Below are 24,777 nucleotides of genomic sequence, written 5' to 3' on the forward strand. Positions count from 1 at the left end.
GCAAAAACGCGCTACACGTGATGCTCGCGTCGGGCGAATCGAGCTACATATCGCGCGCGACCGTGCGGTCACCCGGCGAAGCCCATCATTTAGCGGCGAATGGCATACCGAATGCTGCACGCAAGCAGGAAGGCTCCGTGCGCAGCCGCGCCGGAGCGCCACACGATGGAAGCCGAAGCAGGCACTCAAGATCATGCAACCCGACGTATTGAAGATGGCCCGGAAATCCGGAATGACGATCCTGCTCGACGGTCGGATCGGACAGCAGGCGTACACGAGCGTGAGCGGGTCGACGGATGCGCTGCAGCGCTTCGCCCATAACGTCCGCGCCGCGCTATTGCGCCGGTATCGGCGAAGGGTGCGCGCGGCCTGCCCGCTCGGCGGGAACGCGCTCGTCACCGCGCGCATGCGCGAGTGTATTTCCGCTTTCACATATCGAGGCGGACGGCGAACGAGCCGCCACGCGGTCAGGCGTCTTTCTTCACCTGCTCGATGAAGAACAAGCCGGTGATTGGGGAGACGAGCATCCCGCGCCGTCCGAAATCGCTGCCTTGTGGCCTTTGAAACCGTCAGATTTCGGGACGGGCTAGCTCCTTTCTGACTAGTTCGTCGCCGCGTTCGAGCGCCGCCGCCACGGCACTCACCTTAGTCGATACGGGCTGATGGTGTCCGCGCCGTCGAACGGGAACAGCAACTTGCCATCGGTTTTTCGGACGACCTTCAGGGTGCCGAAGAAACTACTCGCGCTGCTGCCGCGATATGAGGCATAAATCTGGTAGTCGTCCTTGGTCGCGCCGGGCGTAGGCGCGACGTGGCGCGTCGGAACGAGAACGAGCTTGGGGAGCTTCCCGGTCGGTTGATTCACGGGAATCACCGGGTAATGGTTTCGATGACTAGTTTGTCAAGCACATTTGATAGTGCATTCACTCATCATGAGCCCGCGTCCAAAAGCTGGGTAATCCGAACGCTTGCAAAAGCGTATTCGCCGCCTAAGATAAAGAGTCGTGGCTAATAAATGGAGTAGCGTCGCGTCCGCAACAACGTGCCAGGCGCTACAGCGCAGAACTTGGGCACGTTGCTGAAACGGCCAATCAAGGGAGACGCAATGATCATCTACCACATGGGAGCGGCATTCGAGCCACTAATCACTCGTAGGGGCGCGGCATTCGTCTCCAGCGCGTCGATCCTTGAAGAAGACGGGCAGTCGACGTCGCTGGGAGACCTAGGCTTTTTTGCTAATGAGGAAAGCGCACTGAAGTTCGCAATCTCGTACGCATCGGCCTTCATCGAAGGGGATGACCTTCCAGTTCCACCTCTTCGCTGGATGCCATACAGCGGATCACCTGTGGCTGAGCCGCTTTCCCGGTGACGGCCTCATTGTTCTCGTGGCATGGTAGTTACTCATTTGATGAATGTCGGCTAGGCCGCCGAGACGCTTTTCGCTTGCAAAAGTCAGCGCGTCGTTGACGGCCGCGCCCCCCGCACGCTCGACGCAGTCGATTCAAGAAAAGTTTCAGCGCGCGAAGCATCCGGCGTGAGTCAGGATCAGTAGCCAGCTACTTCAACGTACGAATTAATCTGGTCGATCCCGTATTCAATCCCAAACTGCTTCGCCACATACGGATTTTCGAAGCGATCGAGCAGCCCAGTTGCTAACTGGTCCCCGACGGGAAGCTTGATGACTAACAGAGCGGCGAACCGATCACCCTCCGGCACGGCCATCGCCGTAAGCAAATAGCCCTTAAAACTGACCTCGATGCAGTCGTTCACGACAATCTCCTCCGCTATTCTGTCATGCCAATCAAGCCAGCGATGCGTGTGCCCGCGAACATCCATCGGCATGACCGAAAACCTTTCATTTCTCACTTTTCATTAAGCCGACTTGGCTGACTCTGCCCAATTGCATTGGCTAATCTCTGCTAACGCTAAATTGCGGGCCATTTGAACGCATCCGGCTGAATCGTAGCGATCGTAAATGCGAGCAGATGGACTCATCACACGTATTGACTCGACATTTGCGCGTCGCCACACGAGCTTACATTCCTGCGCGCCGTGCTATCAGGCATAGGTAATGCACATTGATAATGGACTTCGGCCATATCGAAACGGGAGACTCTCTCCTGGAGGAGGCACACGATAACAGCCTCCGGGCGGCGATTGGCAGACTGGCGTTCGAAACGCTGACCGGGAGAAAATCATGAGCGACATTGCTCAAGACCTCATTGAACTGCTTTCCTCTACGTCCACTCAAGCAGCGACGCAGGAGGCCATACGCCAGATGGCAATTAACATTATTGCGCCGGGCGTCGCTGACATTCGGGGAGGCTGTTGATTCGCCTGGGAAACAGCTGACGTTCCAATCCAGCGAGGTGAGAATGGAGAGGAAACGGCTTGGCTCATCGTACAGTGCGCTGTCGGTGCTTCGCCTCGTCGGTCCGCGGTACGGTCACCAGCGGCTATGGTGTGAGATTGCTTTGTCCGGCCATGGGCGTCGTCACCGTGATGGGAAAGCGAGCGTCGAAGCTCACAAGGCGCAACCCACGGCAGCCGGGACTGATTGGTCCGGTAAACAAATCCGCCAGTTTTTGGGCACAACGCGATAGCGACCCTAACTCGCGGAATTTCGTGCCATTGAGGGCGGCAAAACCAGGTGCTTGCGGATCGGCGCAATTTTTGCCGAATCGTTGCGCCTGTTCAGGGCCTTCCGATTGCCTCCGTCAACGGGCATGAAAAAGACGTGACCAGTGCCCGAGACGGAAAAGTGACACAACCTCGCATTAACTTCCGGCACTCCCTTTCTGCTGCGCGGTCACGTCGGCGATGGCAGAGACAGAGGTCGAGAAGGACGCCGCGAGCGCGGCAGCGGATGAAACGCTTGCCGCCAATTACTGAGTCGTGAATAGGCCTGCAGCCTAGCGGATATGCCAGAGGCCTATTTTCTCGACAAGATTCGCGTCATCTTGCAGGACTCGCTGCTTCTACGTGGGCGCTGGCGCGTCAAATCCCGGACCGTGCGGTCAGCGAGGTTGGGCGCAACGCCGCTCTGCACCATCGAAGGGGATCGGGATGAGATCACCGGTAAGGGCCAAACGCACGCAGCTCTAACGCTATGTACCACGACTCACGCCCCTCGACGGCAATTGATCATTGACGACTGCGACCACTATGACTTGTTTTCTGGGCTACGATGGCACGACGATGTTCATACGGCGCTAGTCGAGTTCTGGACACTCGACAAAGTTCGCCAATGACGCAACGCTCACCGCCCCACGCTCGACCTGCTGTTGCATCACGCTCACGTTGTAGGCATCCAGGGAGCGAGCTATCGACTACTAGAAGCGGCTAGCCGGGTTGGTTGCGAAGAGATCGACCACGACGAAGGACCACGCCGCCAACACAGTGCGGTCGCACAGCAACAACACTACAACCCTGCAGCGGCCGGACGGCTGCGGAACGCCGAAGGCCGCAAACGGCCGATATCTGCGCGTTGACCGTGCCGTCCGCATCGCCCGTCGCCATGCGCTCGCGTTCGCGTAGCCGCTCTCCTCGAGCGCGGCACATGAGCGGCGCGCTGGACGACGGCGCTGCAGGTTTGTGGGCCATCAAGGACGGCGGCGGCAATGGCACTGGTACAGGATCCGGACGAAGCAATGCATCGTTCCATGCCGGAGAATGCGATTGAGCACGTCGACGTGAACTTCGTCGGCCCCACATTCGCACTAGCGCGAAGAATCCTCGATCTGGTCGGTAGCTACGCACCCGGGAAAAGCGTTTCAAATGCGCGAGAGTCATTGATCGTCGAAAATGAGATCGCGGCCGGGGAAAATCCTTTGGAGGCTGGCGTCATGGAGCTGGACCGTCCTTCCAAATATGCTTGTCCAGAGTGTCACGGCGTCCTTTTGCAGGTCGAGGAAGGAGCGGTCCCGCGGTTTCGCTGTCACACCGGTCATGCTTACTCGCTTCAGTCTCTCGAAGCCGGGATGCTGGAATCCATAGACGAAGGACTATCGAATAGCCTGCGCGCGGTTGAAGAACGATTGCTGCTGCTGCGTCATATGGCGGTGATCGCCCAAAAGACGAGACCGGCGGATGCAGAGGAATTTCACGGCCTGGCCGCGAAGCTCGATAGCCGCCTTGCGTCGCTGAGAAAGCTGCTCGCTAATCCCGTGATGACCGGCCTTGTGGCCAGCCTGCCGGAAGGTCGTAATTTTCAACTGACGCAGATAAGCACTCAAGGCAGACATGCATCGAAAGCACGAATGCGATCCACAAGGTCTGTGAGCTATCGACCACTTGGCGACAACGGCCTCTCGACTGCTACATGCGCAGAGCGAGTAGTCCTCGCGACGTGCGCACGGTAAGCGCATGAACGATATTTCCCTCTATTTTCCATCTCCGGTGCTGTCCATCACAAATTCGCGGAGCTATTGTTGGAGCGCCTGCAGTCTTTGAGATAGCTCGCGCTCCAACTGGGCTCTCGGCTCATCGCCGAGCATGTCGGCCATACGCGCGCGACTTGCGGCCACTCGGCGCGCTCCTCGATTCGACGCACCGAAGTCCATAGCGCATCCTCGAGATCGGCTTTCTGGGCTGCGTCTAGCGAGGCCACGGAAAACGCATGTCCAGTATGACGCCGGTATCGTAAGGGCGCGGCATCACCGATTTCCCATACAACGCCACCGCAGTCGGGACAGGTCAGCGTGCTGCGCTTGCCCAGACGATCGAGCTCGGCGGGTGAGGCGACGCCTGTCAGATTAATCCGCGCCTCTGCCTCTATCGGTTTCTTGTAGACTCCCATATGAACTCCTTTCATGGGCTGACGCAACGCATCAACAATGGCCTGTCCAATGCTTTCGAGCGGCTCAACGATCGCCGTCGGGGCCGCACGCAGTGCGGAGGCTGGCATTGACGCAGCGGCGCTGCTGTCTGGAGCCTGCACGATGACCTGGCCGCCACACGCGTGAACCGCCTTCGCGCCTGCCGCGCCATCGTCGAGATCGCCCGTCAATACCACCGCAACTGCGCGCGGACCGTATTCCACCGCGACCGACCGAAACAACGGGTCGATCGCGGCACGCGCAAAGTTCTCTTTCGGTCCTTGCGCTCAGGCGTATCTTCCCATCGTGAACCAGAAGATGTCTGTCGGGCGGCGCAATGTAAATCCTGGACGGCTCTCGCAGCGTATCGTCTATGGCATGAGCGACCGGCAACCGGCAAATCGGTGCAAGTAACTCGGGAGGAACGCTGCGATAAGCATGGTTGTGCATGACGACCAACAGCGGCGCGACAGTATCGGAGGACGCGGGGATAAAACCGTCCGAAGCGCCTCCAGGCCGCCTAATGACGTTCCGACAGCGACAACACGATCTTTCGCCCGATGTTTGACGTGCATGAATGCGCGTCCAAGTCAGTCCCGTTGCTGAGGATGTTTAAGCTTCTTTGGCGACCGAGCTTTTTGGTACGCTAGTTGCATCGCGGGGACAAAATCGAACTTTTCTCTCGAGCGACGGGCATGAAATCCCTTCCTTGGACTGACAGGAAAGCGCTTCCACGCCGCCCCTTGCGCATCCTAGTCGTTGACGACTACGCCCTCGGAGCCGAGGCGATCGCTCTTGCGCTGTCGCATGCAGGTCACGAAGCGCGTTTCGCTTCCAGCGCCGACATGGCGTTCGAGCGCATCCAGTCTTGGACGCCAGACGTCGCTGTGCTCGATATCAATATGCCGTGGCCAGACGGCTTCGAACTCGCGGCGCGTCTTCGCGCTACCAGCCACGCCGGCGATGCGGTTTTGATAGCGTACACCTCGATGGACGAAGGCGTTGTAAAGCCGATGGGAATAAAAGTCGGTTTTGACGGGTTCTGCCAAAAAGGCAAAGGCGTCGCACCGTTACTCGCTATGATTGCGCTTGTTGCACCGCTGTAGTTGGGGCAAAAAACACGACCTTCCTGCAAGGGGCCGGGTTATCTGTGTTTGAACGCGGGACGGTCGTCCGGGCATCGGCGCGCTTCGCTTGTTGGGCAAGGAACCATGCGGCATGACAAATAAGGGACATAGCAAGCGGGTGGGACCGGATTTCGCCGTCGTCAGGATCGGCGCCTAGGCAGGCGGTGTACAAGCTCTTTTAAACCGCGCCCTCGTCTGCGGACGTAGCGTTCGTTGTGGTGTTGCATCTATCACCAGATCATACAAGCCATGCTCACGATGTCATTCAGGGCGTGACTGGCCTGCGCGTCCAGCAAGTAAGTGGTCCAGTGCCGCCTGAGACGAACAACGTCTATGTCATTCCTCCCGGCAAGCTGCTGTCGATGGTCGACGGATACCTTCGCCTGAGCGACGCCGAACCTCCGCGCTCGCCGCCTACCAGCATCGATGTATTTTTTCGTAGCCTGGCCGATGCCCACGGGGCACGCGCGGTCGCCGTCGTACTTTCCGGTGCCGGAACAGACGGCTCGGTCGGCATTGCCCGCGTTCGCGAACAGGGTGGCATCACGATCGCGCAGCGACCGGAAGAAGCCGAGTATGGCGAAATGCCCCGCAGCGCCATTGCAACCGGGGACGTCGATCTCGTGCTTCCGGTGGCCGAAATCGTTCCGCGACTCCTTGGCTTAGTGAGAAACGCCGCACAGATCGAACTGCCGGCTCCGTCGGACCCCGACGAAGCGTCCGGTGGCACGGATTCGCTCATTCCAGATTCCAACGCCATCGACGAAGTGCTGGAAATGTTGCGTGCACGGACCCAGCATGACTTTTCGAATTACAAGCGCGGGACGATCGTGCGTCGCATCGAGCGCCGCATGCAAGTCAACGGGCTCAAGACTTTGGCCGACTACAAAGCCTTTCTGACCGGGAGCGTTGATGAGACACCCAGACTGTTAGCGGACATGCTGATCGGCGTAACTAATTTCTTTCGCGACCCGACGGCCTTCGAGGCGCTTGAAGAGGCGTTGCGTAATCAGCTCATCAACGGCAAATACGGGCTCGAGGAGCTGCGCGCGTGGGTACCGGCGTGCGCGACCGGGGAAGAGGCTTTCTCTGTTGCGATCGTGCTCGATGAAGTGGCCCGTCGACTGCCTAACCGGCCTCGTGTCTCGGTCTTCGCGAGCGACATCGACGAACGTGCCATCGCAATCGCAAGGGCCGCGAGCTATCCGGCGGCGATCGCGAACGACGTCTCCCCGGTTCAGCTGGCCAACTATTTCCACAAGGACGGGAACCGCTATCGGCTGGCCAAATCCTTGCGCGATACAGTCATTTTCGCCGCCCATAATCTCCTGCGCGATCCGCCGTTTTCTCGGATAAACCTAATATCTTGCCGGAATCTGCTCATCTATCTCGACCGTCCGGCTCAAGCGCGGGTTGTCGAAGCCTTTCATTTCGCGCTGCACCCAGGGGGGCTGCTCTTCCTCGGCACAGCAGAATCGGCCGACTTCGCCCTAGAATTCTTCACGCCGCTGAACAAGCAGAAGAAGATCTATCGGGCAATACCGAGAGCGGCATCCAACGGTGTGGCCACCTATCCGAACTTTCAGGTTCAACCATTTATCGGTTTGGGTCAGACGTTTTTCCACTTGCCGCCCGACAAGCCAAATCCTTCAACCGCGCCGACGCAGGCGCAATCGCTTGACTTGTTTGGACCGCCGGTGATTGTTGTACGCACGGACGGGGCGATCGTCTATCGTTCTGCGAATGCAAACAGGCTGACGGAAGATTTGAGGCGCACGCGTGCATCGAATCTTTTCGATGTCGCTCGTAACGACGCCCACGCTCGAGTGCGCCAGGCGATTCAGCGTTGCATCGGTTCCGGACATCGCGTCGAAGAGGAAGCTGTTCCATTTGCGACGGCGTCGGGCGAGATCGCGGTGAACCTTTCGTTCCGGCCATATCGCGACCTCGCACGGGACGAGGATCTTGTTTCGCTTACATGCGATCTGCCCACGCCCCTTCCCACGGCCGACGTCACCGTGAGCCGCGAGCCTGTTGAGGATACGCTCGATTCTCTGAGGCAAGCGCTTGCTGGAAGCGAAGATCGCCTGCGCAGTTCACTGGAAGACGCACGAAGTTCGACCGAAGAACTTCGCGCATCCAACGAAGAACTACAGGCCATGAACGAAGAGTTGCGTTCCGCCTCCGAAGAGTTGGAAGCGAGTCGCGAAGAGTTGCAGTCGCTCAATGAGGAACTGGTCACGGTCAACTCCGAACTTCTCGCGAAGGTTCAGGAGGCGGCAAGGGCCGGCGACGATCTGCGGAACCTGATTGCTCTGGTGGGCGTGGCTACAGTATTTGTCGACCGCAACCTCAGCATCAAGCGACATACTTCGCCTGCGGAAACCCTATTCAACATTTTGCCAAGCGACACCGGCCGACCGTTGGAGCATCTGACGCACAGACTCGAATATCCGGAGATGATCGACGATCTGCCCGCCGCGTTCCTGTCTCTCAAGACAGTCGAGAAAGAAGTGCGGAGCAACGATGGCAGAACCTTCCTTGCACGCGTCATCCCCTATCGCACCGACGACGACAGGATTGACGGGGCCGTGCTCGCGCTCATCGATATTTCTGAACAGAAAGCCGCTCAAAGCGAGGCACGGGCGAGCGAGGAAAAGCTAAAGCTCGCCGCGCAGTAAACCCACGACTTCGCGATCATTGTGCTGAGCGATGACGGCGTGGTCGTAAGTTGGAACGTCGGCGCGAGCCGAATCTTCGAGTACCAGACCGAAGAGATGCTGGGTCGTCCGCTCGATGCGATCTTTACTAGTGAAGACGTTGCGGCCGGCATGCCTGCCCAAGAATGCAGCAAGGCGCGGAGCACGGGGCGCGCGGAGGACGAGCGCTGGCACGTCACAAAAAGCGGCGAGCGCGTCTTCTGCAGTGGCTTCCTAAGCCGCATCGACGTGCCGGGGTTTTCAGGCTTCGCCAAGATCGTGCACGACGCCACCAACCGAAAGCTCATCGAAGGTCGCAAAGACATGGCCCTCGCTCGGGAGCGCGCAGACACACCGAGATTCGGAAATTAAGCCGCCTGAAAGACGAATTCATTGCGGTGCTGTCTCACGAACTCAAGAATCCTCTCAACCTGATTCACGTGAAAGCAGAGATTCTCGCTCGAATGCCCGAAGCGCAGCACGTCAGCCGCATTCAGGAGATCGCCGATGCGATTCAAAAATCGGTCCTGAGCCAGGCACAAATCATCGACGACTTGCTGGACTTCTCACGGATTCAAACCGGCAAGCTCTCGCTGCGCTTTGCACCGCCTGACGTCGCGAAGATTGCACGGTCGATAGCTGAAGCAATACGCCATGATTTTGCCGCGAGCGAAATCCGGCTCGAGATGGACGTGCCTCCTGAGCCTCGCGTAATTCGTGCCGACGCCGTTCGGATTGAACAGATCATCTGGAATCTCGTGAGCAACGCCTTGAAATTCACGCCTGCCGGCGGAACGGTCACTGTCAAGCTTCGCCCGGAGCAAAACAAGCTGCGCCTGGAAGTATCCGATACCGGGGTCGGCATCGGACCTGATTTGCTTGACTCGATCTTCGAGATCTTTCAGCAGGCACCCAATGTTCCGTCTCGTGTTCGATCCGCCGGGCTGGGAATCGGGCTGTCCCTTGTACGCCAACTGGCCCAGCTTCATGGTGGCGCGGTAGAAGCATCGTCCGAAGGCGAGGACCGAGGATCGCGTTTCGTGGTTTGGCTGCCAACTGATGCCTCGCTCGCACATCGACAAGCCAGCGGCCCGCACGCAGACCCGTCGATCTTCAAAGGCGTCCGTGTACTCGTCGTCGAAGATTCTGAAGATTCGTTGCAGGCTATGGCGGAGCTCTTTGCTCTTTATAAAGCAGAGGTCAGTACGTCACCGAATGCGCAACAAGCCCTGGAGTCGGCACAGCAGTCGCAGTTTGACCTCGTTATTACCGACGTGCATTTGCCCGATCTTGATGGTTACGAGTTGGTGAGGCGTTTACGGCAGCTTGAATCCTGCTCGACCATACCTATCGTGGCAGTCACCGGACGTCCGCTAGCCCAGGACGAGATCGTCGCACGCGAATCCGGATGTGACGCTTGCCTTGTAAAGCCGTTTAACTTACAGGCGCTTGCGGATATCGTACGAAAGCTGCAACTGGAGGAAGGGGGCCAAAGAGCTGGCGGATCGGCAGCTAGCGATACGGGAATGCGAGCGTAGATCGCTGAGCATCCGTGCCGAAAGGACATGACAAGACGCGCGAGCCTGCAGCGCTTCGCTGTGCCTCCGAGCGAAGCACGGTCCACCAAAATTTTCGAGCCCTCTTTTCCGCGCTCATCCATCTGCGGGCCGCCGCGTTTTCATCGCATTTCAGATAAAACGCCCGCATCACGGGCCGCTCGTAGTCGATGACCCCGATCGCCACAACGAGCTCCAGTTCCAGGCGGCCGACTTGAGTTTAGAATATCCAACCTTTCTCACCCGCGAGCTGTGCTGCGATCCATGAAAGGTGAGCGGTTTCTACCACCGCCGGACTTTCGTGAGCCGCCAACCATCGCCGTATCGCTTGCTCACGGTACTGAATGCCAGGTGACGCACCCCACCTTCGTTGAAGGCCTCGTTGCGCGCCGGGGCGGACGCAGCCGCCCATTCGAGATGGCGCGCGAGCAGGCGCGCGTCTGTCATGTCAGTGAGTCCGTCCCGTCGTGAACGGAGACGTGTTTCGCTGGAAATGGATGTGGGCGCGCATTGCGGAATACTTCGGCATCGAGCCCGCGCCTTTCGATGGGAAGATCCGCCCGCTCGAAGGCCGCATGGATCAAGATGCAAAGACGTGGACGGACATCGCGGCGCGCAATGCGCTCGCCGAGCAGGACATCGGCAAACTCGTCTCGTGGTGGCACACGGACGCCGACCTCGGCCGCCCGATGGATGTGTTGACGGACAAGTCGAAAATCCGCAAGCTCGGGTTTCTCGATTATCAAAGTACGCCCGAGGCCTTTACCGATCTGTTCCAACGCCTGAAGCGAGCGCATCATTCCTGCCTAGACCGTGTACCGCGCGCGGGATGCATCCGAGCGTGCGGCCGCCTTGCCAACGAGCGGATCGACCGCCGACTCATCCGGCTACCATTACGTCGGCACTGCACAGCGGCACGCTTTCCGTACAGCGACGGACGCCGCCGAACGTAGCATACTGAAGATGCGCCTTTCGACGGCGCATGTTCATCTCCAAGTGGGATTTGCCCGCCCCGCAGCATGGCGGGCATTTTTCTGCGAATGTCGCTTATTTGGCGCGTTTCGATGCACCGTTGCAACGAGCCCGACGCCAAATCGAAGCATGGTATCGCTCTTGCTCTGGCGAAAGTTGTCCCAAGGGCTTGTACAGATGAACCCCGAAAGTCGCGCAACAGTTCCTGCTCTATTGCGTTCTCGGCTTGCCGGCGGCACCGCCGACGCGCTCTGTCACGGGTGAGCCAACCTTCCTGACAACGCGAGCGTGCAGGAATCGCTGATGCATATCGCGCAGCTGACCGAAGGCGCGGGCATCGTGCTCTGCGCGCTCTTTCTTGACATCAACGCATCCGCGATCTGCGCGATCGCGGCGCTCATCGTGCTTCACGAGCTGACCGTTTCTGCCGATCTCCGTTACGCGTCCGCGGCACGCGTCATCGTGTCCGTCGAACAAATAGTGCATAGCGTCCTGGAGATGGCGCCGGTAATGGGCTTCGCCATCGTCCGTCTCGCGCGTCGGGATGCATTCGTGTCCCTGGTCAACGGCGGCGGCCGCTTCGTTCTCGCGCTGCGCGAACCGCCCATGTCCGCGGCGACGGTCGCCGCCGTAGCTGGTCTCGTGCGCCGCGTTCGTCGTCGCGCCGTACGCCACCGAACTCGCGGGGCGTGCATCCGCGCGTCGCGCAAGCGCTCGACGATGCCTGCGACCGCCAACCGCTGAAAAGCGCCGGGGCATGTGATTCCGTGTAGCACATGCAATACGTACAACCTATCGATTCGACTTCACGCCGATGAGGTTGCCACGAGCTTTCGATGCTCGATATCGCGCGGCGCATCATCGAGCTGACAGGGTTGTCGTCGGAGATCGTGTTCAAACCTCTGCCGATGGATGATCCGTGGCATCGACAGCCGGATATGGCGCTACTCGAGGCGCACGGCTGGTCGCCGACGACCTCGCTCGACAACGGATTGCTGCGCACGGCGCAGCGTGTACGCGGGGTGATTGAGGCCATGCAAGTGCGCAACGCTCCGTTCCGCCCGGCAATCGCGTCAACACCCGGGCGCTCCATCGAAATGCGTTTTGCTTCGCGATAAAGCGTGCACCCACGGCCTGCACGCTCGGTGATCGAGGCATACCGATTGCTCGGATGGACCGCAACACCCTCAAGAGTGCTGAAGGAGCAGGCGATGCAAAACGAACCATCTGATCCCGTCGAGCGTGCGGACGAGCGCCGCGAAGCGCTCGGCGAAGGCGATGTAAGGGTAAAGGGCGACGGCACCATCGAACAGCGTGAGCACGGCAACATCGACCCGACTCTGGTGCCCAAGGGAAAGGATCATCCGGAAAAAGGTCCGTATGTCCCCGAGCACGATCATGTCGATCCCGACCTCGAGCCCTCGAGCCGCAGCGGCAGACCCGGAAAGGCCGACAGCGAGGCCTAGGTTCACGACAGCGTACCCGCCATTGCAGAGAAATCGCCCGGGGCGTCCATGAAAGCACTCATCTGGCACGGCAAGAAGGATATCCGATACGACACGGTTCCCGACCCGCTCATTGAGCATGGCCGCGACGCGATCATCAAGGTGTCGACCTGCGCAATCTGCGGCTCTGACCTCCATCTGTTTGACGGCTTCATGCCCGGCATGAAATCCGGCGACGTGATGGGTCACGAATTCATGGGGGAAGTGGTCGAGGTCGGCCGCGACAATTCCGCGCTCAAGATTGGCGATCGCGTCGTCGTCCCATTCACGATCATCTGTGGCGAATGCGACCAGTGCAAGCGCGGCAATTTCTCGGTCTGCGAACGCTCCAACCGAAACAAGGACGCCGCCGACAAGCTGTTCGGCCACGCCACGGCGGGTTTCTTCGGCTACACGCACTTGACCGGCGGCTATCCCGGCGGGCAGGCCGAATACGTGCGCGTGCCTTTCGCTGACAGGACGCATGTAAGAATTCCCGACGGACTGAGCGACGAGCAGGTGCTCTTGCTCGGCGATATTTTCCCGACCGGCTGGCAGGCGGCAGTTCAGTGTGAGATCAAGCCGACCGATACCGTCGCGATCTGGGGCGCCGGTCCCGTTGGGCAAATGGCAGTGCGCGCGCCTTGCTGCTCGGCGCGAGACAGGTCATCGTGATCGATCGCGTGCCCGAGCGTCTCGCGATGGCGCGCGCGGCGGGCGCCATCACGATCGACTTCAAAGAGGACAGCGTACTGGATCGCTTGCGGGACCTGACGCAGGGCAAAGGTCCGGAGAAGTGCATTGATGCGGTCGGCATGGAATCGTACGCGACGCGCTCGAGGGGACCGCAGCCTACCATGTTCAGGAAAAGCCGAGCGGTAGCGCGGGAATCCGCGTCATCATCACTCTGAAACGCGACTGAGGAGTCATCGTGGACATGCCATTCTGCTCGCCTTCCATCACGACGATGATCCGCATGGATCACGCGCATGTGATGGCGGCCTTTCATCGCTATCACGTGGAAACAGCGTGGTGGAGAAAGCGCGCTATCGTCGAACTCGCCTGCACGGCGCTGGAAATACACGCGCAACTCGAAGAAGAGATCTTCTATCCGGTGCTCAGCGAAGCGATGGCCGGAGACGAGCGATTCACGAAGAGCAAGCCCGAGCACGACAAGATGCGCGAAGATATCGCGAAGCTGCGTTCGATGGGGCCGGAGGATGCCGCCTACGACGCCCGTTTCATGCAGCTCATGCGCGAAGTGATGCATCACGTCGCGGATGAGGAAACGGTGCTGCTTCCGACGGCCGAACGCGCGCTCGCCTCACAGTTGTCCGAGCTCGGCATGCGCATGACGAAGCGCCGCATGCAGCTCGTCGCGCAACACCGGCCCGGCGCGATCGCGGCGAATACCGTGGGCACGTTTCCGCTCGCATCGTTTGCGTTGATGTCGATCGGCGCGCTCGCGCTGGCGCACTGTCTGCGGCCCGCTGCCGGGCGCCGCGGATACCGCGCGTAATGGCGCTCAAGGTTCGCGCGGCGTGCCGTTCACCTCGACGATATGAACCGGGATCGACTTCGCGCCGGGCACCTTGCTTTCCTTCGCGTAGTGCCATAGAGGCAGCAACGGATTGCATTCCGGGTAATAACCAGCGATGCATCCCTGCGGTATGTCGTACGGCTCGATGCGCAGACCCGCGACGCGCCGCTCGAAGCCATCGTCGGCGATCGTGCGCAAAGTCACACGGTCATCCTTCCTGAGACCGTGGCGCGTCATGTCCGCCTCGCACATCAGGATCACCATGCGGCCGCCGCCGATGCCGCGAAAGCGATCGTCGTGGCTGTAGATCGTCGTGTTGAACTGGCTGTCGCTGCGCAGCGTCATGAGCCGCAGCGATTGCGGTTCGCGCTCGGGCATGTCCGGGTCTTCACCGATGGTCTCGGGCACGAAGAACTCCGCCTTGCCGCTTTTCGTCTTCCACTTGCGCTCGCGTGCGGGCAGATCGCGCGGGAAGCCGCCCGGCGTCCACATTCTTTCGTTGAAGTCGTGAAAGGTCTCGGGATATGTCTTCGCGATTTCATCGCGCACAAGCGCATAGTCGTCGCGCCAACGTTCCCAGTCGACGGTCGAGCGCTCGCCGAGCGTATGCTTCGCCAGCGCCGCGACGATATACGGCTCCGAGCGCGCATCGGCCGAAGCGGGCTCGGCCACGCCGCGCGAGCCGTGAATGCAGCCCGTGCTGTCTTCCATCGACACCGCCTGCGCGCCGCTTGCCTGCGTATCGATCTCGATACGGCTCAGGCACGGCAGAATGTACGACTTCTCCCCATGCACGAGGTGACTACGATTGAGCTTCGTCGCGACATTGACCGTGAGCTTCAGGTTCCGCCACGCCGGTTCGATGCGCATGCGGTCCGGCACCGAGCGCACGAGATTACCACCGAGATTGACGACCGCGCTTACTTTGCCATCGAGCATCGCCTCGAAGGTCTCGACGATGTTCATGCCTTTCTCGCGCGGCGGCTCGAAGCCGAACTGGCTCGCGAGCTTGTCGAGCGGCGCGAGCTCCGGCTTCTCCGTGATGCCCACCGTGCGCTGCCCCTGCACGTTCGAATGTCCGCGCACGGGCGACGGCCCCGCGCCCGGCTTGCCGATGTTCCCGCGCAGGAAGAGTAGATTGCACAGCATGCGCACGTTCTGCACGCCTTGCCTGTGCTGCGTCATGCCCATCCCGTAGTGCGCCATCACCGCGTTGGCGCGCATGTATTCCGCGGCAGCGCCTTCGAGATCGGTGCGCGGCAGTCCTGCCACGCGTTCGATTTCGTCCCAGGACGCGGCGCGCACGTAATCTGCGAAGGCTTCGAAGCCGGTCGTATGCGTTTCGATGAAATCGACATCCAGCACGCGCGGCTCGCCGCGTGTCTTCGCGTCGTCGTCGACATGAATGACGGCCTTGCAGAGGCCGAGCATCGCGGCCGTGTCGCCGCCCGACTTCACCTGATGATACTGCGTGCTGATCAACGTATGCGCCGGCGTCATCATCTCCAGCGGCGATTGCGGATTGGCGAACTTGATCAGCCCAGGCTCGCGCAAGGGATTGAAGGTGATGATCGGCACGCCGCGCTTTCTTGCGTCTTGGAGCTGATGCAGCATGCGCGGACTATTGGTCCCGACGTTCTGCCCGAAGAAAAACATGAGATCGGTCTTCTCGAAGTCCTCGAGCCTGATCGTGCCGACGCCCACGCCGATCGCGGCCTTCAACCCGACGCTCGTGCTCTCGTGACACATGTTCGAGCTGTCGGGAAGATTGTTGGTGCCGTACATGCGCGCGAAAAGCTGGTACATGTACGACGTTTCCAGCGATGCCCTTCCCGACGCATAGAACGACACGCGCTTCGGATCGAGCGCCCGCAACTCGCGACCGATATCCTCGAATGCTTCGTCCCAGGTAACGCTCACGTACTTGTCGGTGGCGGCGTCGTAGCGCAGCGGCGCGGTGAGACGCCCCGCGTCTTCGAGATCGTGGTCGTGCCATGCGCATAGCTCCGTCACCGTGTGCAGCTCGAAGAACTGCGGCGTCATGCGCTTCGCGGTCAGGTCCCACGCGGTCGCTTTCGCGCCGCTCTCGCAGAACTCGAAGGTATGCGGGTCCGCCGGCTTGGCCCACGAGCAACTCACGCAGGCGAAGCCATCGGGCTTGTTCTGCTTCAGCAGGACCGTGATTTCCTTCAGCGGCACCTTCTCCTGAATGAGCGCGCCCGTGACCGCTTTCAGCGATCCCCATCCACCCGACGAATACGGGTATGCGGCGCTCTTGCGAACGCCGTTGTCTGATTCGGCCATGTCCTTTGCCTCGCACGTGTTCGATGTGTTTGCACCACGCGTGAGCAAATGGCGTTCCCTTTCGAGGGCCTTCGTCAGAGCGACCGCGGTCCTGCACGATACTCGCGTTTCTGTCTGGAACAGCGATTGCTTGATCGAGCGTGGCTGTCTGGTTTCTGTCCATTTCCGACCAATCGCAACACGCTTGAGAAGTTGGCCGACGTACCATGCAAAGCGCCCTGATCCCCGCCGGCGTTCAGGCCAGCCGGATTCTCGATCTCTGGCATCTGACACTCGCGGTCTGCTGCGCAGTCTTCGCGGCGATCCTGCTGGCGTGTCTGATCTCGCTGCTGCGCGCCCCGCGCGCTAACCGCGCGACGCCGGCTGATGTCTCTACAGTGAATCGCCCGCAACCGCGCACGCGCCTCTGGGTGACGGCGGCGACCGTGCTCTCCGCGCTGCTTCTGTTCGGCCTCGTACTCGCGGACGTGCTCACCGATCGTGCGTTGTCCCGTTTGCCGGTCGACCACGCGCTGCGCATCGAGATGACCGGTTATCAGTGGTGGTGGCAGGCGCGCTATTTATCCGATGGCGGCGCCCCCGAATTCACGCTCGCCAACGAACTTCATGTACCCGTAGGTCGTCCTGTCGTCGTCTCGCTGAAAGCGGCCGATGTCATTCATACGTTCTGGGTGCCGAACCTGCACGGCAAGAAGGACATGATTCCCGGACGCGACGCGACCATCGAGTTCCGTGCGGACAAGCCGGGCGTCTATCGCGGTCAGTGCGCCGAGTTCTGCGGCTATGAACACGCGCTGATGGCCTTCTCGGTCACCGCCGATCCGCCCGCGCAGTACGAAACCTGGGCCGCGCGACAGCGCGAGCCGGCGATGGACACGTCGGACAGCATCGCCACGCGCGGCCGCGACGTGTTCCTGACGCAGGATTGCGCTCGCTGCCACAGCATCCGGGGCACACCGGCGCAGGGAACCATCGGTCCGGACCTGACGCACGTCGCAAGCCGTCAGTTCATCGCCGCCGGCACGCTCGCGAACAATCGCGGCAATCTCGCCGGCTGGATTCTCGATCCTCAAACACTCAAGCCAGGCACCGCGATGCCGCCCACACGCCTGCCGCCCGACGACCTGCGGGCGCTCCTAACGTGGTTGGAGACCTTGAAATGACGTACACGCCGCTGACCGACGGTCCGCACGCCGCGCCCGAAGTGCGCGAGGCGCTCGCGAGAACCTGGAGCGATCCGCCCGGCTTCATCGGCATGTTGAGCGCGATCAACCACAAGACGATCGCACGGCGTTTCATCGTCACGACCTTCGTGTTCTTCCTGCTCGCCGGCTTGCTCGCGCTCATCATGCGCACGCAACTCGCGCGTCCGGATCAGCGCCTGATCGGACCAAACCTCTACAACGAACTCTTCACGATGCACGGCACCACGATGATGTTCCTCTTCGCCGTGCCGGTGATGCAGGCCGTCGCGGCGTATCTCGTGCCGCTCATGATCGGCGCACGCAGCATCGCGTTTCCGCGCATGAACGCCTACGCATACTGGGTCTTTTTATTCGGTGGATTGCTGTTGTTCGGCGCGCTCGCCGTCAACACCGCGCCCAACGCCGGCTGGTTCAGCTACGTGCCGCTCGCCGGTCCCGACTACTCGCCCAACAAGGGCGCGGATATCTGGGCGCAGATGATCACCTTCACCGAACTGTCCGGCTTGCTCGAAGCAGTCGTGCTCATCACGACGATCTTCAAGATGCGCGCGCCCGGCATGTCGCTCAACCGTATGCCGCTGTTCGCCTGGGCCACGCTCGTCACGCAGTTCATGGTGATCTTCGCGATGCCCGCCGTCATGCTGTGCAGCACCGCGCTGATTCTTGACCGGCTCGTCGGCACGCATTTCTATAACCCGGCGAAAGGCGGCGATGTCTTGCTGTGGCAGCACCTCTTCTGGTTCTTCGGTCATCCGGAGGTGTATCTGGTCTTCATCCCGCCGCTCGGCTTCATTTCGTCGATCATTCCGACCTTCGCGCGCCGTCCGGTGTTCGGCTATCCGGCGATGGTGCTGTCGCTGATTGCCACCGCGTTCCTCGCGTTCGGCCTGTGGGTGCATCACATGTTCGCGACGAACATCCCCGAGCTCGGCAAGAGCTTCTTCACCGCCGCCAGTCTGATGATCGCGATTCCGTCTGCGATCCAGATCTTCTGCTGGATCGGCACGCTCTGGACCGGCAAACTGAATCTGCGCGTGCCGCTGCTCTTCGTGCTCGCGTTCTTCTTCATACTCGTGATGGGCGGCATGACCGGCATCATGGTCGCGTCCGTGCCGCTCGATCTGCAGGTTCACGATACTTACTTCGTCGTCGCGCATTTGCATTACGTGCTGTTCGGCGGCGGCGTGTTTCCGCTCTTCGGCGCGTTCTTCTACTGGTTCCCAAAGTTCGCGGGGCGCATGCTCGACGAGCGTCTCGGCAAGTGGCAGTTCTGGCTGTTTTTCATCGGCTTCAACGTGACCTTCTTCCCGATGCACCTGCTCGGTCTCGAAGGCATGCCGCGACGCGTGTGGACTTATCCGCACGGGCTCGGCTGGGACGGCATGAATCTCACCGCGACGGTCGGCGCGTACATGATCGCGCTCTCCGTGCTGCTCTTCATCGTCAATGTCGTCAGAAGCGTGAGGAGCGACGAACGCGCTCCCGCCGATCCGTGGGGCGCGGGAACGCTCGAATGGAGCGTGCCGTCGCCGCCGCCGCCGCATAACTTCGATGCCATTCCGGTCGTGCACGGCCGAGATCCGCTGTGGGAACCCGCCGCGCAGCCCGCATTTGTCGCGGGGCTTGCTGCGGATGCACGCGAGGTTCTGGTCACGAGCGTCCTCGATGCGCAGCCCGATCACCGTCCGCTGTTTCCAAAGCCATCACTCTGGCCATTCGTGAGCGCAGTGGCGACGACCGTGCTTTTCATCGGCTCCATTTATACGCCGTGGGCGATCGTATGGGCATCGCTGCCCGTTGCGGTCGCGATGATCGGGTGGTTCTGGCCGAACCGCGCTGATAACCGGCTCGCCGTCGCGCGGGAGCGTCAGCCATGAGCGCCAATACCCGCACCGCGACGCCGCGGCCCGACCGGCGCAATACAGGCGAGTTCTCGCTCGACGTGCGCGCGCTGCCCACCTTCGCCTTCAGTCACCGCAGTCTGATGTGGTGGAGCACGGCCGGCCTGATGCTGATCGAAGGCACCGTGTTCGCCATCGCGGTGATGATGTACTTCTATCTGCGCTCGCGCGCGCCCGCGTGGCCGATGGCCGCCGACGCGCCGCGCCTGTTGTGGGGCACGCTCAACACCGCCGTGCTGCTCGTGAGCCTGTGGCCCAACCAGCTTGCGAAGAAAGCGGCCGAACGCGGCGAGCGCACGAAAGCCGCCATCTGGCTCGCCGTCTGCCTCGTCGCCTCTCTGGCGTTTCTCGTGCTACGCGGACTGGAATTCGCTTCGCTGAACGTGAGCTGGTACACGAACGCGTATGGATCGGTCGTCTGGCTGCTGCTCGGCCTGCACACCACGCACCTGATCACCGATACCGTCGATACCGCCGTGCTCACCGTGCTCCTGTTCACCGGACCGTTCGAGAGCAAGCGGTTCGTCGATGTCAGCGAGAACGCGCTCTACTGGTACTTCGTGGTGCTGAGCTGGCTGCCGATCTACTGCGTGATCTACTGGGCGGCGCGGCTATGAAGACCTGGCTTGCGCTGCTCGGCGCTCCATCCGTCGTGCTCGGCTGCCTCAGCTTGAACTATGCGCTGGTGACGCCGGCATGCCGGCTCGGAGGCCAGGCGTTGCTGCACGGTGTGAGCGGCGCGAGCGCGATCGTGTGCGTGGCCGCGACGCTGCTCGCCTGGCAGCGCTGGCGCGACGCGCGGCGTGCGCTCGCCCTGCCGACACCCGATACCGCCGCGCGTCCCGCGCGCCCGGCGTTCATCGCCGCGGTCGCGGCAGGCGTGGGCGCGCTGTCGTTCTTGTCCGTCATCGCCATATCGATACCGCAATGGTTCCTGTCCGCGTGTTGAAACTCGCACCGCTCTGTGCGCTGCTCGCATGTGCCGATGCAAACGCGCACGTCCTCGCCGACACGCCCGAGGCTTCGCCTCTCGCGTGGACATTCGAGCCGTGGGTCGTCATCGTGCTGACGGTGAGCGTGGTCCTTTATGTCGTCGGATATGTGAAGCTGCGCAGGCGCGGCGCGCAAGGCCGCGGAAAGCGCGCTGCGAGGCTTGCCGCATTCATCGCAGGATGGCTCACGCTCGTAGTCGCGCTGGTGTCGCCCGTGCACACACTGAGCGACTGGCTGTTTTCCGCGCACATGCTTCAGCACGAACTCTTCATGCTGGTCGCGGCGCCGCTGCTCGTCATCGGCCGGCCGCTCGGCGTGTGGCTCTGGGCGTTTCCCGCGAACGCGAGAGTACGCATCGGCGCGGCGACGCGCTCGCGCTGGATCAGGTTGCCGTGGCGCTGGCTCACATTGCCACTCGTCGCGTGGACGCTGCACGCCGCCGCGCTCTGGGTCTGGCATGCGCCGCGCTTCTTCGAGGCGGCGCTCGCCCGGCCCGGCATCCATACGTTGCAGCATGCGAGTTTCCTCGCAAGCGCATTGCTCTTCTGGTGGGCCGTGTTCGGCCGCGTATCGGCAGGTGCGTCGGAAGGCGCGTCGAACGCGCACGCGATGCTTTCCCTCTTCACGACGATGGTTCACACCGGCGCGCTCGGCGCATTGCTGACGCTGGCGCCGGGCATCTGGTATCCGTCGTGCATCGAGACCACGCGCGCACTCGGCTTCGATCCGTTGCAGGATCAGCAACTCGGCGGCCTCGTGATGTGGGTGCCGGGCGGACTCGCTTATCTGATCGGCGGATTGATCGTCGGTGCGCGCTGGCTAATGCGACGCCCGCCGCCGCGCTTAGGCGAGCGCATCGCCCGCGAGGGATGAAAGCATGCGCAAAGTTATCGTCGCGCTGTTGCCGGTCGTCGCGCTCGCTGCGTGCAAGGGCCAGCTGCCGTCTTCCGACTCGATCACGGGAGGCAATCCGCAACGCGGCCTCGAGGCGATTCAGCGCTACGGCTGCGGCGCGTGTCACCGGATCGACGACGTGCCGGGCGCATACGGCAAGGTCGGCCCGACGTTGCAGAACATCGGCGAGCGCGCTTACGTGGCGGGCAAGTTGCTCAACACGCCGGAAAATCTCCAGACGTGGATTCGCTTCCCGCAACGCATCGCACCCGGTAACGCGATGCCCGACCTCGCCGTGAGCGAGATCGACGCCCGCGACATCGCCGCGTATCTGTATCACCAATGACATGAACGTCCCACGCATTTTCCTCGTCCTGCTTCTGTGGCCCCTCGCCGCCATGGCGGACGACGCAGCGCCCTCGCCCGACCTGCTCGCGCGGGGTGCGTACCTTGCAAAAGCCGCGGACTGCGCGGGTTGCCATACCGCGTCATCGAACGGAGCGCCGTATGCCGGCGGGCTCGAAATGACTTCGCCGTTCGGCACCATCGTCAGCAGCAACATCACGCCGGACCGCGAGACGGGCATCGGCCAATACAGCTTCGAGGACTTCGCGAAGGCGTTGCGCGAAGGCGTGCGACGCGATGGCAAGGGCCTGTATCCGGCGATGCCCTATCCCGCCTTCGTCAAGATCAGCGACGACGACATGCGCGCCCTCTACGCCTACATGATGCAAGGCGTGCCGGCCGTGAACCATCGGCCGCCTGAAACGAAGGTGCCCTTTCCGTTCAACCAGCGATGGGCGCTGCGTCTGTGGCGCGCGGCGCTTGCACCGAAGGACCGCTTCGCGCCGCGACCGGGCCACGATGCCGACTGGAATCGCGGCGCGTACCTCGTGCAGTCGCTCGGGCACTGCGGCTCGTGTCATACGCCGCGCGGCATCGGCTATCAGGAGCGCGGCTACGACGAATCATCGAAAGCGTTTCTTTCCGGCGGCATCAACGACAACTGGTTCGCGCCGAATCTGCGAGCCGACCCCGGCTCAGGGCTCGGCCGCGTCACCGCGGAAGACCTCGCCGCGTTCATGAAGACCGGTCACGGCGCGGGCATGGCCGCGTATGGAAGCATGGTCGAAACGATCGAAGACAGCCTGCAATATCTGACCGATGACGACCTGCGCGCGATCGCCGTGTACCTGAAGAGCCTGCCCGCGACCGGCGCCGCCGACGGTGTCTTCGATCCCGCGCATGCGCAGCCCGGACGCCTGAAAACGCGCGCGCCCGATATTCCGCCCGCACAGGGCGCGGCGGTGTATGCAGGCTTTTGCGCGCAGTGCCATCGCGACGACGGCAAAGGCGTGCCGAAGGTATTTCCGGCGCTGGCCGGCAATCCGTCCGTCATCGGCGAGGACACGACTTCGCTGATACGGCTGCTCGTGGAAGGCGGCAACAGTCCCGGGACGATCCACGGTCCGCCGCGTCAGGCGATGCCGCCGTTCGCCGGGCGCCTGACCGATGTCCAGATCGCACAAGTGCTGACGTACGTGCGCGCGTCCTGGGGCAACGATGCGCGTCCGATCACCACGAACGATGTGGCGTCGATGCGCAGCAACCTGCACGAGTAGGTCGTCGCGGCCGCCATCGAAGAGCGACGATTCAATCGACGTTCACACGTCCAGACGGGCGCGATTTGGAATGTCGATTGCTCGACCGCGTTGCCGACGAGCGTGAATCGCCGGCAAGCGCGCTCAACGAAGTCAAGGAGTCAGCGGTGGTTATCGAGGCGGTCTGGTTCATGGTGGTAGGCGCGCTGCTGATTCTCATGGCCGTCATGCGCGGCGTGATCTCGCGCCTGCCAATGACCGGCGCCATGGTCTATCTCGTCGCGGGATTCGCGCTGGGCCGGGCCGGCGCCGGCCTGCTCGAGCCCGACATCGAAGGGAATCTGCGCCTGTTGCGCGTGCTGACGGAAGCCGGTCTCGTCGTCTCGCTTTTTGCGATCGGCATGCATTTGCGCGTGCCGCTTTCGAACGAACTCTGGCGGCTCACGCTGCGGCTCGCAGGCCCGGCGATGATCCTGACGATCGGCCTCGTGTATGTCGCCGCGCGCTTCGGCCTCGGCCTCGCGTCGGGACCCGCGCTGCTGCTCGCCGCGATACTCGCCCCGACCGATCCCGTGCTCGCCAACGAATTGCGCGTGCGCAAGGCCGGCGACGATGAGCCGTTGCGCTTCGCGCTTTCGTCCGAGGGCGGCTGCAACGACGGCGCCGCGTACCCGTTCGCACTGATCGCGCTCGCGCTGTGCGGAAGCGCAAGCCCCGGCAGCGGCAATCCGTGGACCTTCGCTGCGGCGATCGCCTGGGGCATCGTCAGTGCGCTCGTCATCGGTTGGGGAATCGGATCGGGCGTCGTGCGCCTCGTGATTCGCCTGCGAACGCGCTACCGGCAGGCGCTCGGGCTCGAAGGCTTCATCGCACTCGGGCTCATGGCGCTTGCCTATGGCGCGGCGCTGCTCGTGCACGGCTACGCATTCATCGCGGTATTCGCGGCCGGCGCGGCCTTGCGCCGGCAGGAGCTCGCCGCAACCGGCAAGACTCCGCCCAGCAAGGCGCTCGAATCGGTCGAACGCGGCGAGCGCGAGGAAGCCGCCCGCGATCCCGAGCTCGCGCACGCCTACATGGCCGAGACGATGATGGCGTTCGCGCTCGAGTTCGAACGGCTGGTCGAATTCGCGTTGATGCTATTGATCGGGAGCGTCGTGTCGGCGCATTGGCAGGCGCTTCTCCACTGGCAGGTCATATGGCCCGCGCTCTTTCTGTTCTTCGTCGCCCGTCCGCTCAGCGCGACGATATCGCTCGCCGGTTCCTGCATGGACCGGCCGCAGCGCCTGCTTGCCGGATGGCTCGGCATACGGGGCGTCGGCGCCTTCTACTACCTGCTCTTCGCTCTCGAACAGGCCGGCAGGGAACACGTCCGGCCGATTGCGCCGATCGTGCTCGCGACGATTGTCCTTTCCGTCGTCCTGCATGGCGCAAGCGCGACCTCGCTCCTGCACCGGTACTTCGCGAATCGCCGTTCGAGGTAACGCTTCTCTGGACAACCATTACAAGCGTGGCCGCTCCATTTCCGACGAGACCGCGCAACTGCGCGTGGATCGCGGTTCGGAGTCCGGTCGCGTCGCGCAAACCCCCCCCGTTTGATACCGAAAGCTTCCGGACACGACCATGCGTCGCGCCGTGCGCTGTTTCGGCATGACGAATGCGTCTTATGAAAACAGAGCCGGCGCAT

Annotated in this window: 24 protein-coding genes and 3 pseudogenes; 23 read left to right on the forward strand and 4 right to left on the reverse strand. The window is 61.9% G+C overall.

What is annotated here, in order from left to right:
* Positions 1–232 precede the first annotated feature (232 nt).
* Positions 233–496, forward strand: a complete 264-nt coding sequence (locus tag AC1Z32_RS39540) for a hypothetical protein (protein ID WP_483484303.1) — start codon at positions 233–235, stop codon at positions 494–496.
* A gap of 144 nt (positions 497–640) precedes the next feature.
* On the opposite strand, the gene AC1Z32_RS39545 is transcribed toward AC1Z32_RS39540, so the two are convergent.
* On the reverse strand, positions 641–865 hold the full coding sequence (locus tag AC1Z32_RS39545) for a DUF6723 family protein (RefSeq protein WP_483484304.1): 225 nt from the start codon (positions 863–865) through the stop codon (positions 641–643).
* Between the two features lie 240 nt (positions 866–1,105).
* Between AC1Z32_RS39545 and AC1Z32_RS39550 the strand changes: the two genes are divergently transcribed.
* Positions 1,106–1,369 carry a hypothetical protein gene (locus AC1Z32_RS39550; protein WP_483484305.1) on the forward strand — a complete coding sequence of 88 codons (264 nt, stop codon included), beginning with the start codon at positions 1,106–1,108 and terminating at the stop codon, positions 1,367–1,369.
* A 176-nt stretch (positions 1,370–1,545) separates the two neighbouring features.
* On the opposite strand, the gene AC1Z32_RS39555 is transcribed toward AC1Z32_RS39550, so the two are convergent.
* Positions 1,546–1,770: a hypothetical protein gene (locus tag AC1Z32_RS39555; RefSeq protein WP_483484306.1), complete on the reverse strand. Its 225-nt coding sequence runs from the start codon at positions 1,768–1,770 to the stop codon at positions 1,546–1,548.
* Positions 1,771–2,197: 427 nt separating this feature from the next.
* Between AC1Z32_RS39555 and AC1Z32_RS39560 the strand changes: the two genes are divergently transcribed.
* From AC1Z32_RS39560 to AC1Z32_RS39570, 3 genes are all read left to right on the forward strand, one after another.
* A complete protein-coding gene (locus AC1Z32_RS39560) occupies positions 2,198–2,332 on the forward strand; it encodes a hypothetical protein (protein ID WP_483484307.1) in 135 nt (44 codons plus the stop codon).
* 589 nt (positions 2,333–2,921) lie between these two features.
* Positions 2,922–3,251: a hypothetical protein gene (locus AC1Z32_RS39565; protein WP_483484308.1), complete on the forward strand. Its 330-nt coding sequence runs from the start codon at positions 2,922–2,924 to the stop codon at positions 3,249–3,251.
* A gap of 369 nt (positions 3,252–3,620) precedes the next feature.
* Positions 3,621–4,361, forward strand: a complete 741-nt coding sequence (locus AC1Z32_RS39570) for a hypothetical protein (protein WP_483484309.1) — start codon at positions 3,621–3,623, stop codon at positions 4,359–4,361.
* A gap of 47 nt (positions 4,362–4,408) precedes the next feature.
* On the opposite strand, the pseudogene AC1Z32_RS39575 reads toward AC1Z32_RS39570, so the two are convergent.
* Positions 4,409–5,267: pseudogene (locus AC1Z32_RS39575) on the reverse strand (chemotaxis protein CheB).
* Positions 5,268–5,512: 245 nt separating this feature from the next.
* Between AC1Z32_RS39575 and AC1Z32_RS39580 the strand changes: the two are divergent.
* The 10 genes and pseudogenes from AC1Z32_RS39580 (at position 5,513) to AC1Z32_RS39625 (ending at position 14,174) form a co-directional block, all read left to right on the forward strand.
* Positions 5,513–5,923, forward strand: a complete 411-nt coding sequence (locus tag AC1Z32_RS39580) for a response regulator (protein WP_483484310.1) — start codon at positions 5,513–5,515, stop codon at positions 5,921–5,923.
* Positions 5,924–6,162: 239 nt separating this feature from the next.
* Entirely contained in the window at positions 6,163–8,625 is a 2,463-nt protein-coding gene (locus AC1Z32_RS39585) for a CheR family methyltransferase (RefSeq protein ID WP_483484311.1), read from the forward strand.
* A gap of 21 nt (positions 8,626–8,646) precedes the next feature.
* Positions 8,647–9,015 (forward strand): PAS domain S-box protein, encoded by a 369-nt coding sequence (locus AC1Z32_RS39590; RefSeq protein ID WP_483484312.1) that lies wholly within the window; start codon positions 8,647–8,649, stop codon positions 9,013–9,015.
* A gap of 20 nt (positions 9,016–9,035) precedes the next feature.
* Positions 9,036–10,181 carry a hybrid sensor histidine kinase/response regulator gene (locus AC1Z32_RS39595; protein WP_483484513.1) on the forward strand — a complete coding sequence of 382 codons (1,146 nt, stop codon included), beginning with the start codon at positions 9,036–9,038 and terminating at the stop codon, positions 10,179–10,181.
* 482 nt (positions 10,182–10,663) lie between these two features.
* Positions 10,664–11,009 (forward strand): annotated as a pseudogene (locus AC1Z32_RS39600) (NAD-dependent dehydratase); the annotation flags it as partial.
* A gap of 465 nt (positions 11,010–11,474) precedes the next feature.
* Positions 11,475–11,915 (forward strand): hypothetical protein, encoded by a 441-nt coding sequence (locus tag AC1Z32_RS39605; protein WP_483484313.1) that lies wholly within the window; start codon positions 11,475–11,477, stop codon positions 11,913–11,915.
* A 92-nt stretch (positions 11,916–12,007) separates the two neighbouring features.
* Positions 12,008–12,289 carry a hypothetical protein gene (locus tag AC1Z32_RS39610; protein WP_483484314.1) on the forward strand — a complete coding sequence of 94 codons (282 nt, stop codon included), beginning with the start codon at positions 12,008–12,010 and terminating at the stop codon, positions 12,287–12,289.
* A gap of 93 nt (positions 12,290–12,382) precedes the next feature.
* Positions 12,383–12,637 (forward strand): hypothetical protein, encoded by a 255-nt coding sequence (locus tag AC1Z32_RS39615; RefSeq protein ID WP_483484315.1) that lies wholly within the window; start codon positions 12,383–12,385, stop codon positions 12,635–12,637.
* Positions 12,638–12,685: 48 nt separating this feature from the next.
* Positions 12,686–13,494: pseudogene (locus AC1Z32_RS39620) on the forward strand (alcohol dehydrogenase catalytic domain-containing protein); the annotation flags it as partial.
* 98 nt (positions 13,495–13,592) lie between these two features.
* Complete coding sequence (locus AC1Z32_RS39625) at positions 13,593–14,174, forward strand: hemerythrin domain-containing protein (RefSeq protein ID WP_483484514.1); 582 nt, start codon at positions 13,593–13,595, stop codon at positions 14,172–14,174.
* A gap of 6 nt (positions 14,175–14,180) precedes the next feature.
* Here AC1Z32_RS39625 and AC1Z32_RS39630 read toward each other — a convergent pair whose 3' ends face one another.
* Entirely contained in the window at positions 14,181–16,499 is a 2,319-nt protein-coding gene (locus tag AC1Z32_RS39630) for an FdhF/YdeP family oxidoreductase (RefSeq protein ID WP_483484316.1), read from the reverse strand.
* A 206-nt stretch (positions 16,500–16,705) separates the two neighbouring features.
* Here AC1Z32_RS39630 and AC1Z32_RS39635 point away from each other — a divergent pair, with 206 nt between their 5' ends.
* From AC1Z32_RS39635 to AC1Z32_RS39670, 8 genes are all read left to right on the forward strand, one after another.
* Positions 16,706–17,662: a cytochrome c oxidase subunit II gene (locus tag AC1Z32_RS39635; RefSeq protein WP_483484317.1), complete on the forward strand. Its 957-nt coding sequence runs from the start codon at positions 16,706–16,708 to the stop codon at positions 17,660–17,662.
* A complete protein-coding gene (ctaD, locus tag AC1Z32_RS39640) occupies positions 17,659–19,581 on the forward strand; it encodes a cytochrome c oxidase subunit I (RefSeq protein WP_483484318.1) in 1,923 nt (640 codons plus the stop codon). Before AC1Z32_RS39635 ends, ctaD begins: the two co-directional genes overlap by 4 nt.
* The gene (locus tag AC1Z32_RS39645; RefSeq protein WP_483484319.1) at positions 19,578–20,222 is read left to right on the forward strand and encodes a cytochrome c oxidase subunit 3; all 645 of its coding nucleotides are present in this window, start codon (positions 19,578–19,580) and stop codon (positions 20,220–20,222) included. Before ctaD ends, AC1Z32_RS39645 begins: the two co-directional genes overlap by 4 nt.
* On the forward strand, positions 20,219–20,554 hold the full coding sequence (locus tag AC1Z32_RS39650) for a hypothetical protein (RefSeq protein ID WP_483484320.1): 336 nt from the start codon (positions 20,219–20,221) through the stop codon (positions 20,552–20,554). The genes AC1Z32_RS39645 and AC1Z32_RS39650 overlap by 4 nt, the downstream gene beginning before the upstream one ends.
* Positions 20,533–21,471: a cytochrome c oxidase assembly protein gene (locus AC1Z32_RS39655; protein WP_483484321.1), complete on the forward strand. Its 939-nt coding sequence runs from the start codon at positions 20,533–20,535 to the stop codon at positions 21,469–21,471. The genes AC1Z32_RS39650 and AC1Z32_RS39655 overlap by 22 nt, the downstream gene beginning before the upstream one ends.
* A 4-nt stretch (positions 21,472–21,475) precedes the next feature.
* Positions 21,476–21,838 (forward strand): c-type cytochrome, encoded by a 363-nt coding sequence (locus tag AC1Z32_RS39660; protein ID WP_483484322.1) that lies wholly within the window; start codon positions 21,476–21,478, stop codon positions 21,836–21,838.
* A gap of 1 nt (position 21,839) precedes the next feature.
* Positions 21,840–23,114, forward strand: coding sequence for a c-type cytochrome (locus tag AC1Z32_RS39665; RefSeq protein WP_483484323.1), 1,275 nt, complete (start codon positions 21,840–21,842; stop codon positions 23,112–23,114).
* 77 nt (positions 23,115–23,191) lie between these two features.
* Positions 23,192–24,574, forward strand: a complete 1,383-nt coding sequence (locus tag AC1Z32_RS39670; protein WP_483484324.1) for a cation:proton antiporter — start codon at positions 23,192–23,194, stop codon at positions 24,572–24,574.
* Positions 24,575–24,777: the final 203 nt, after the last annotated feature.

Source organism: Caballeronia sp. 11_S32 (assembly GCF_056930355.1).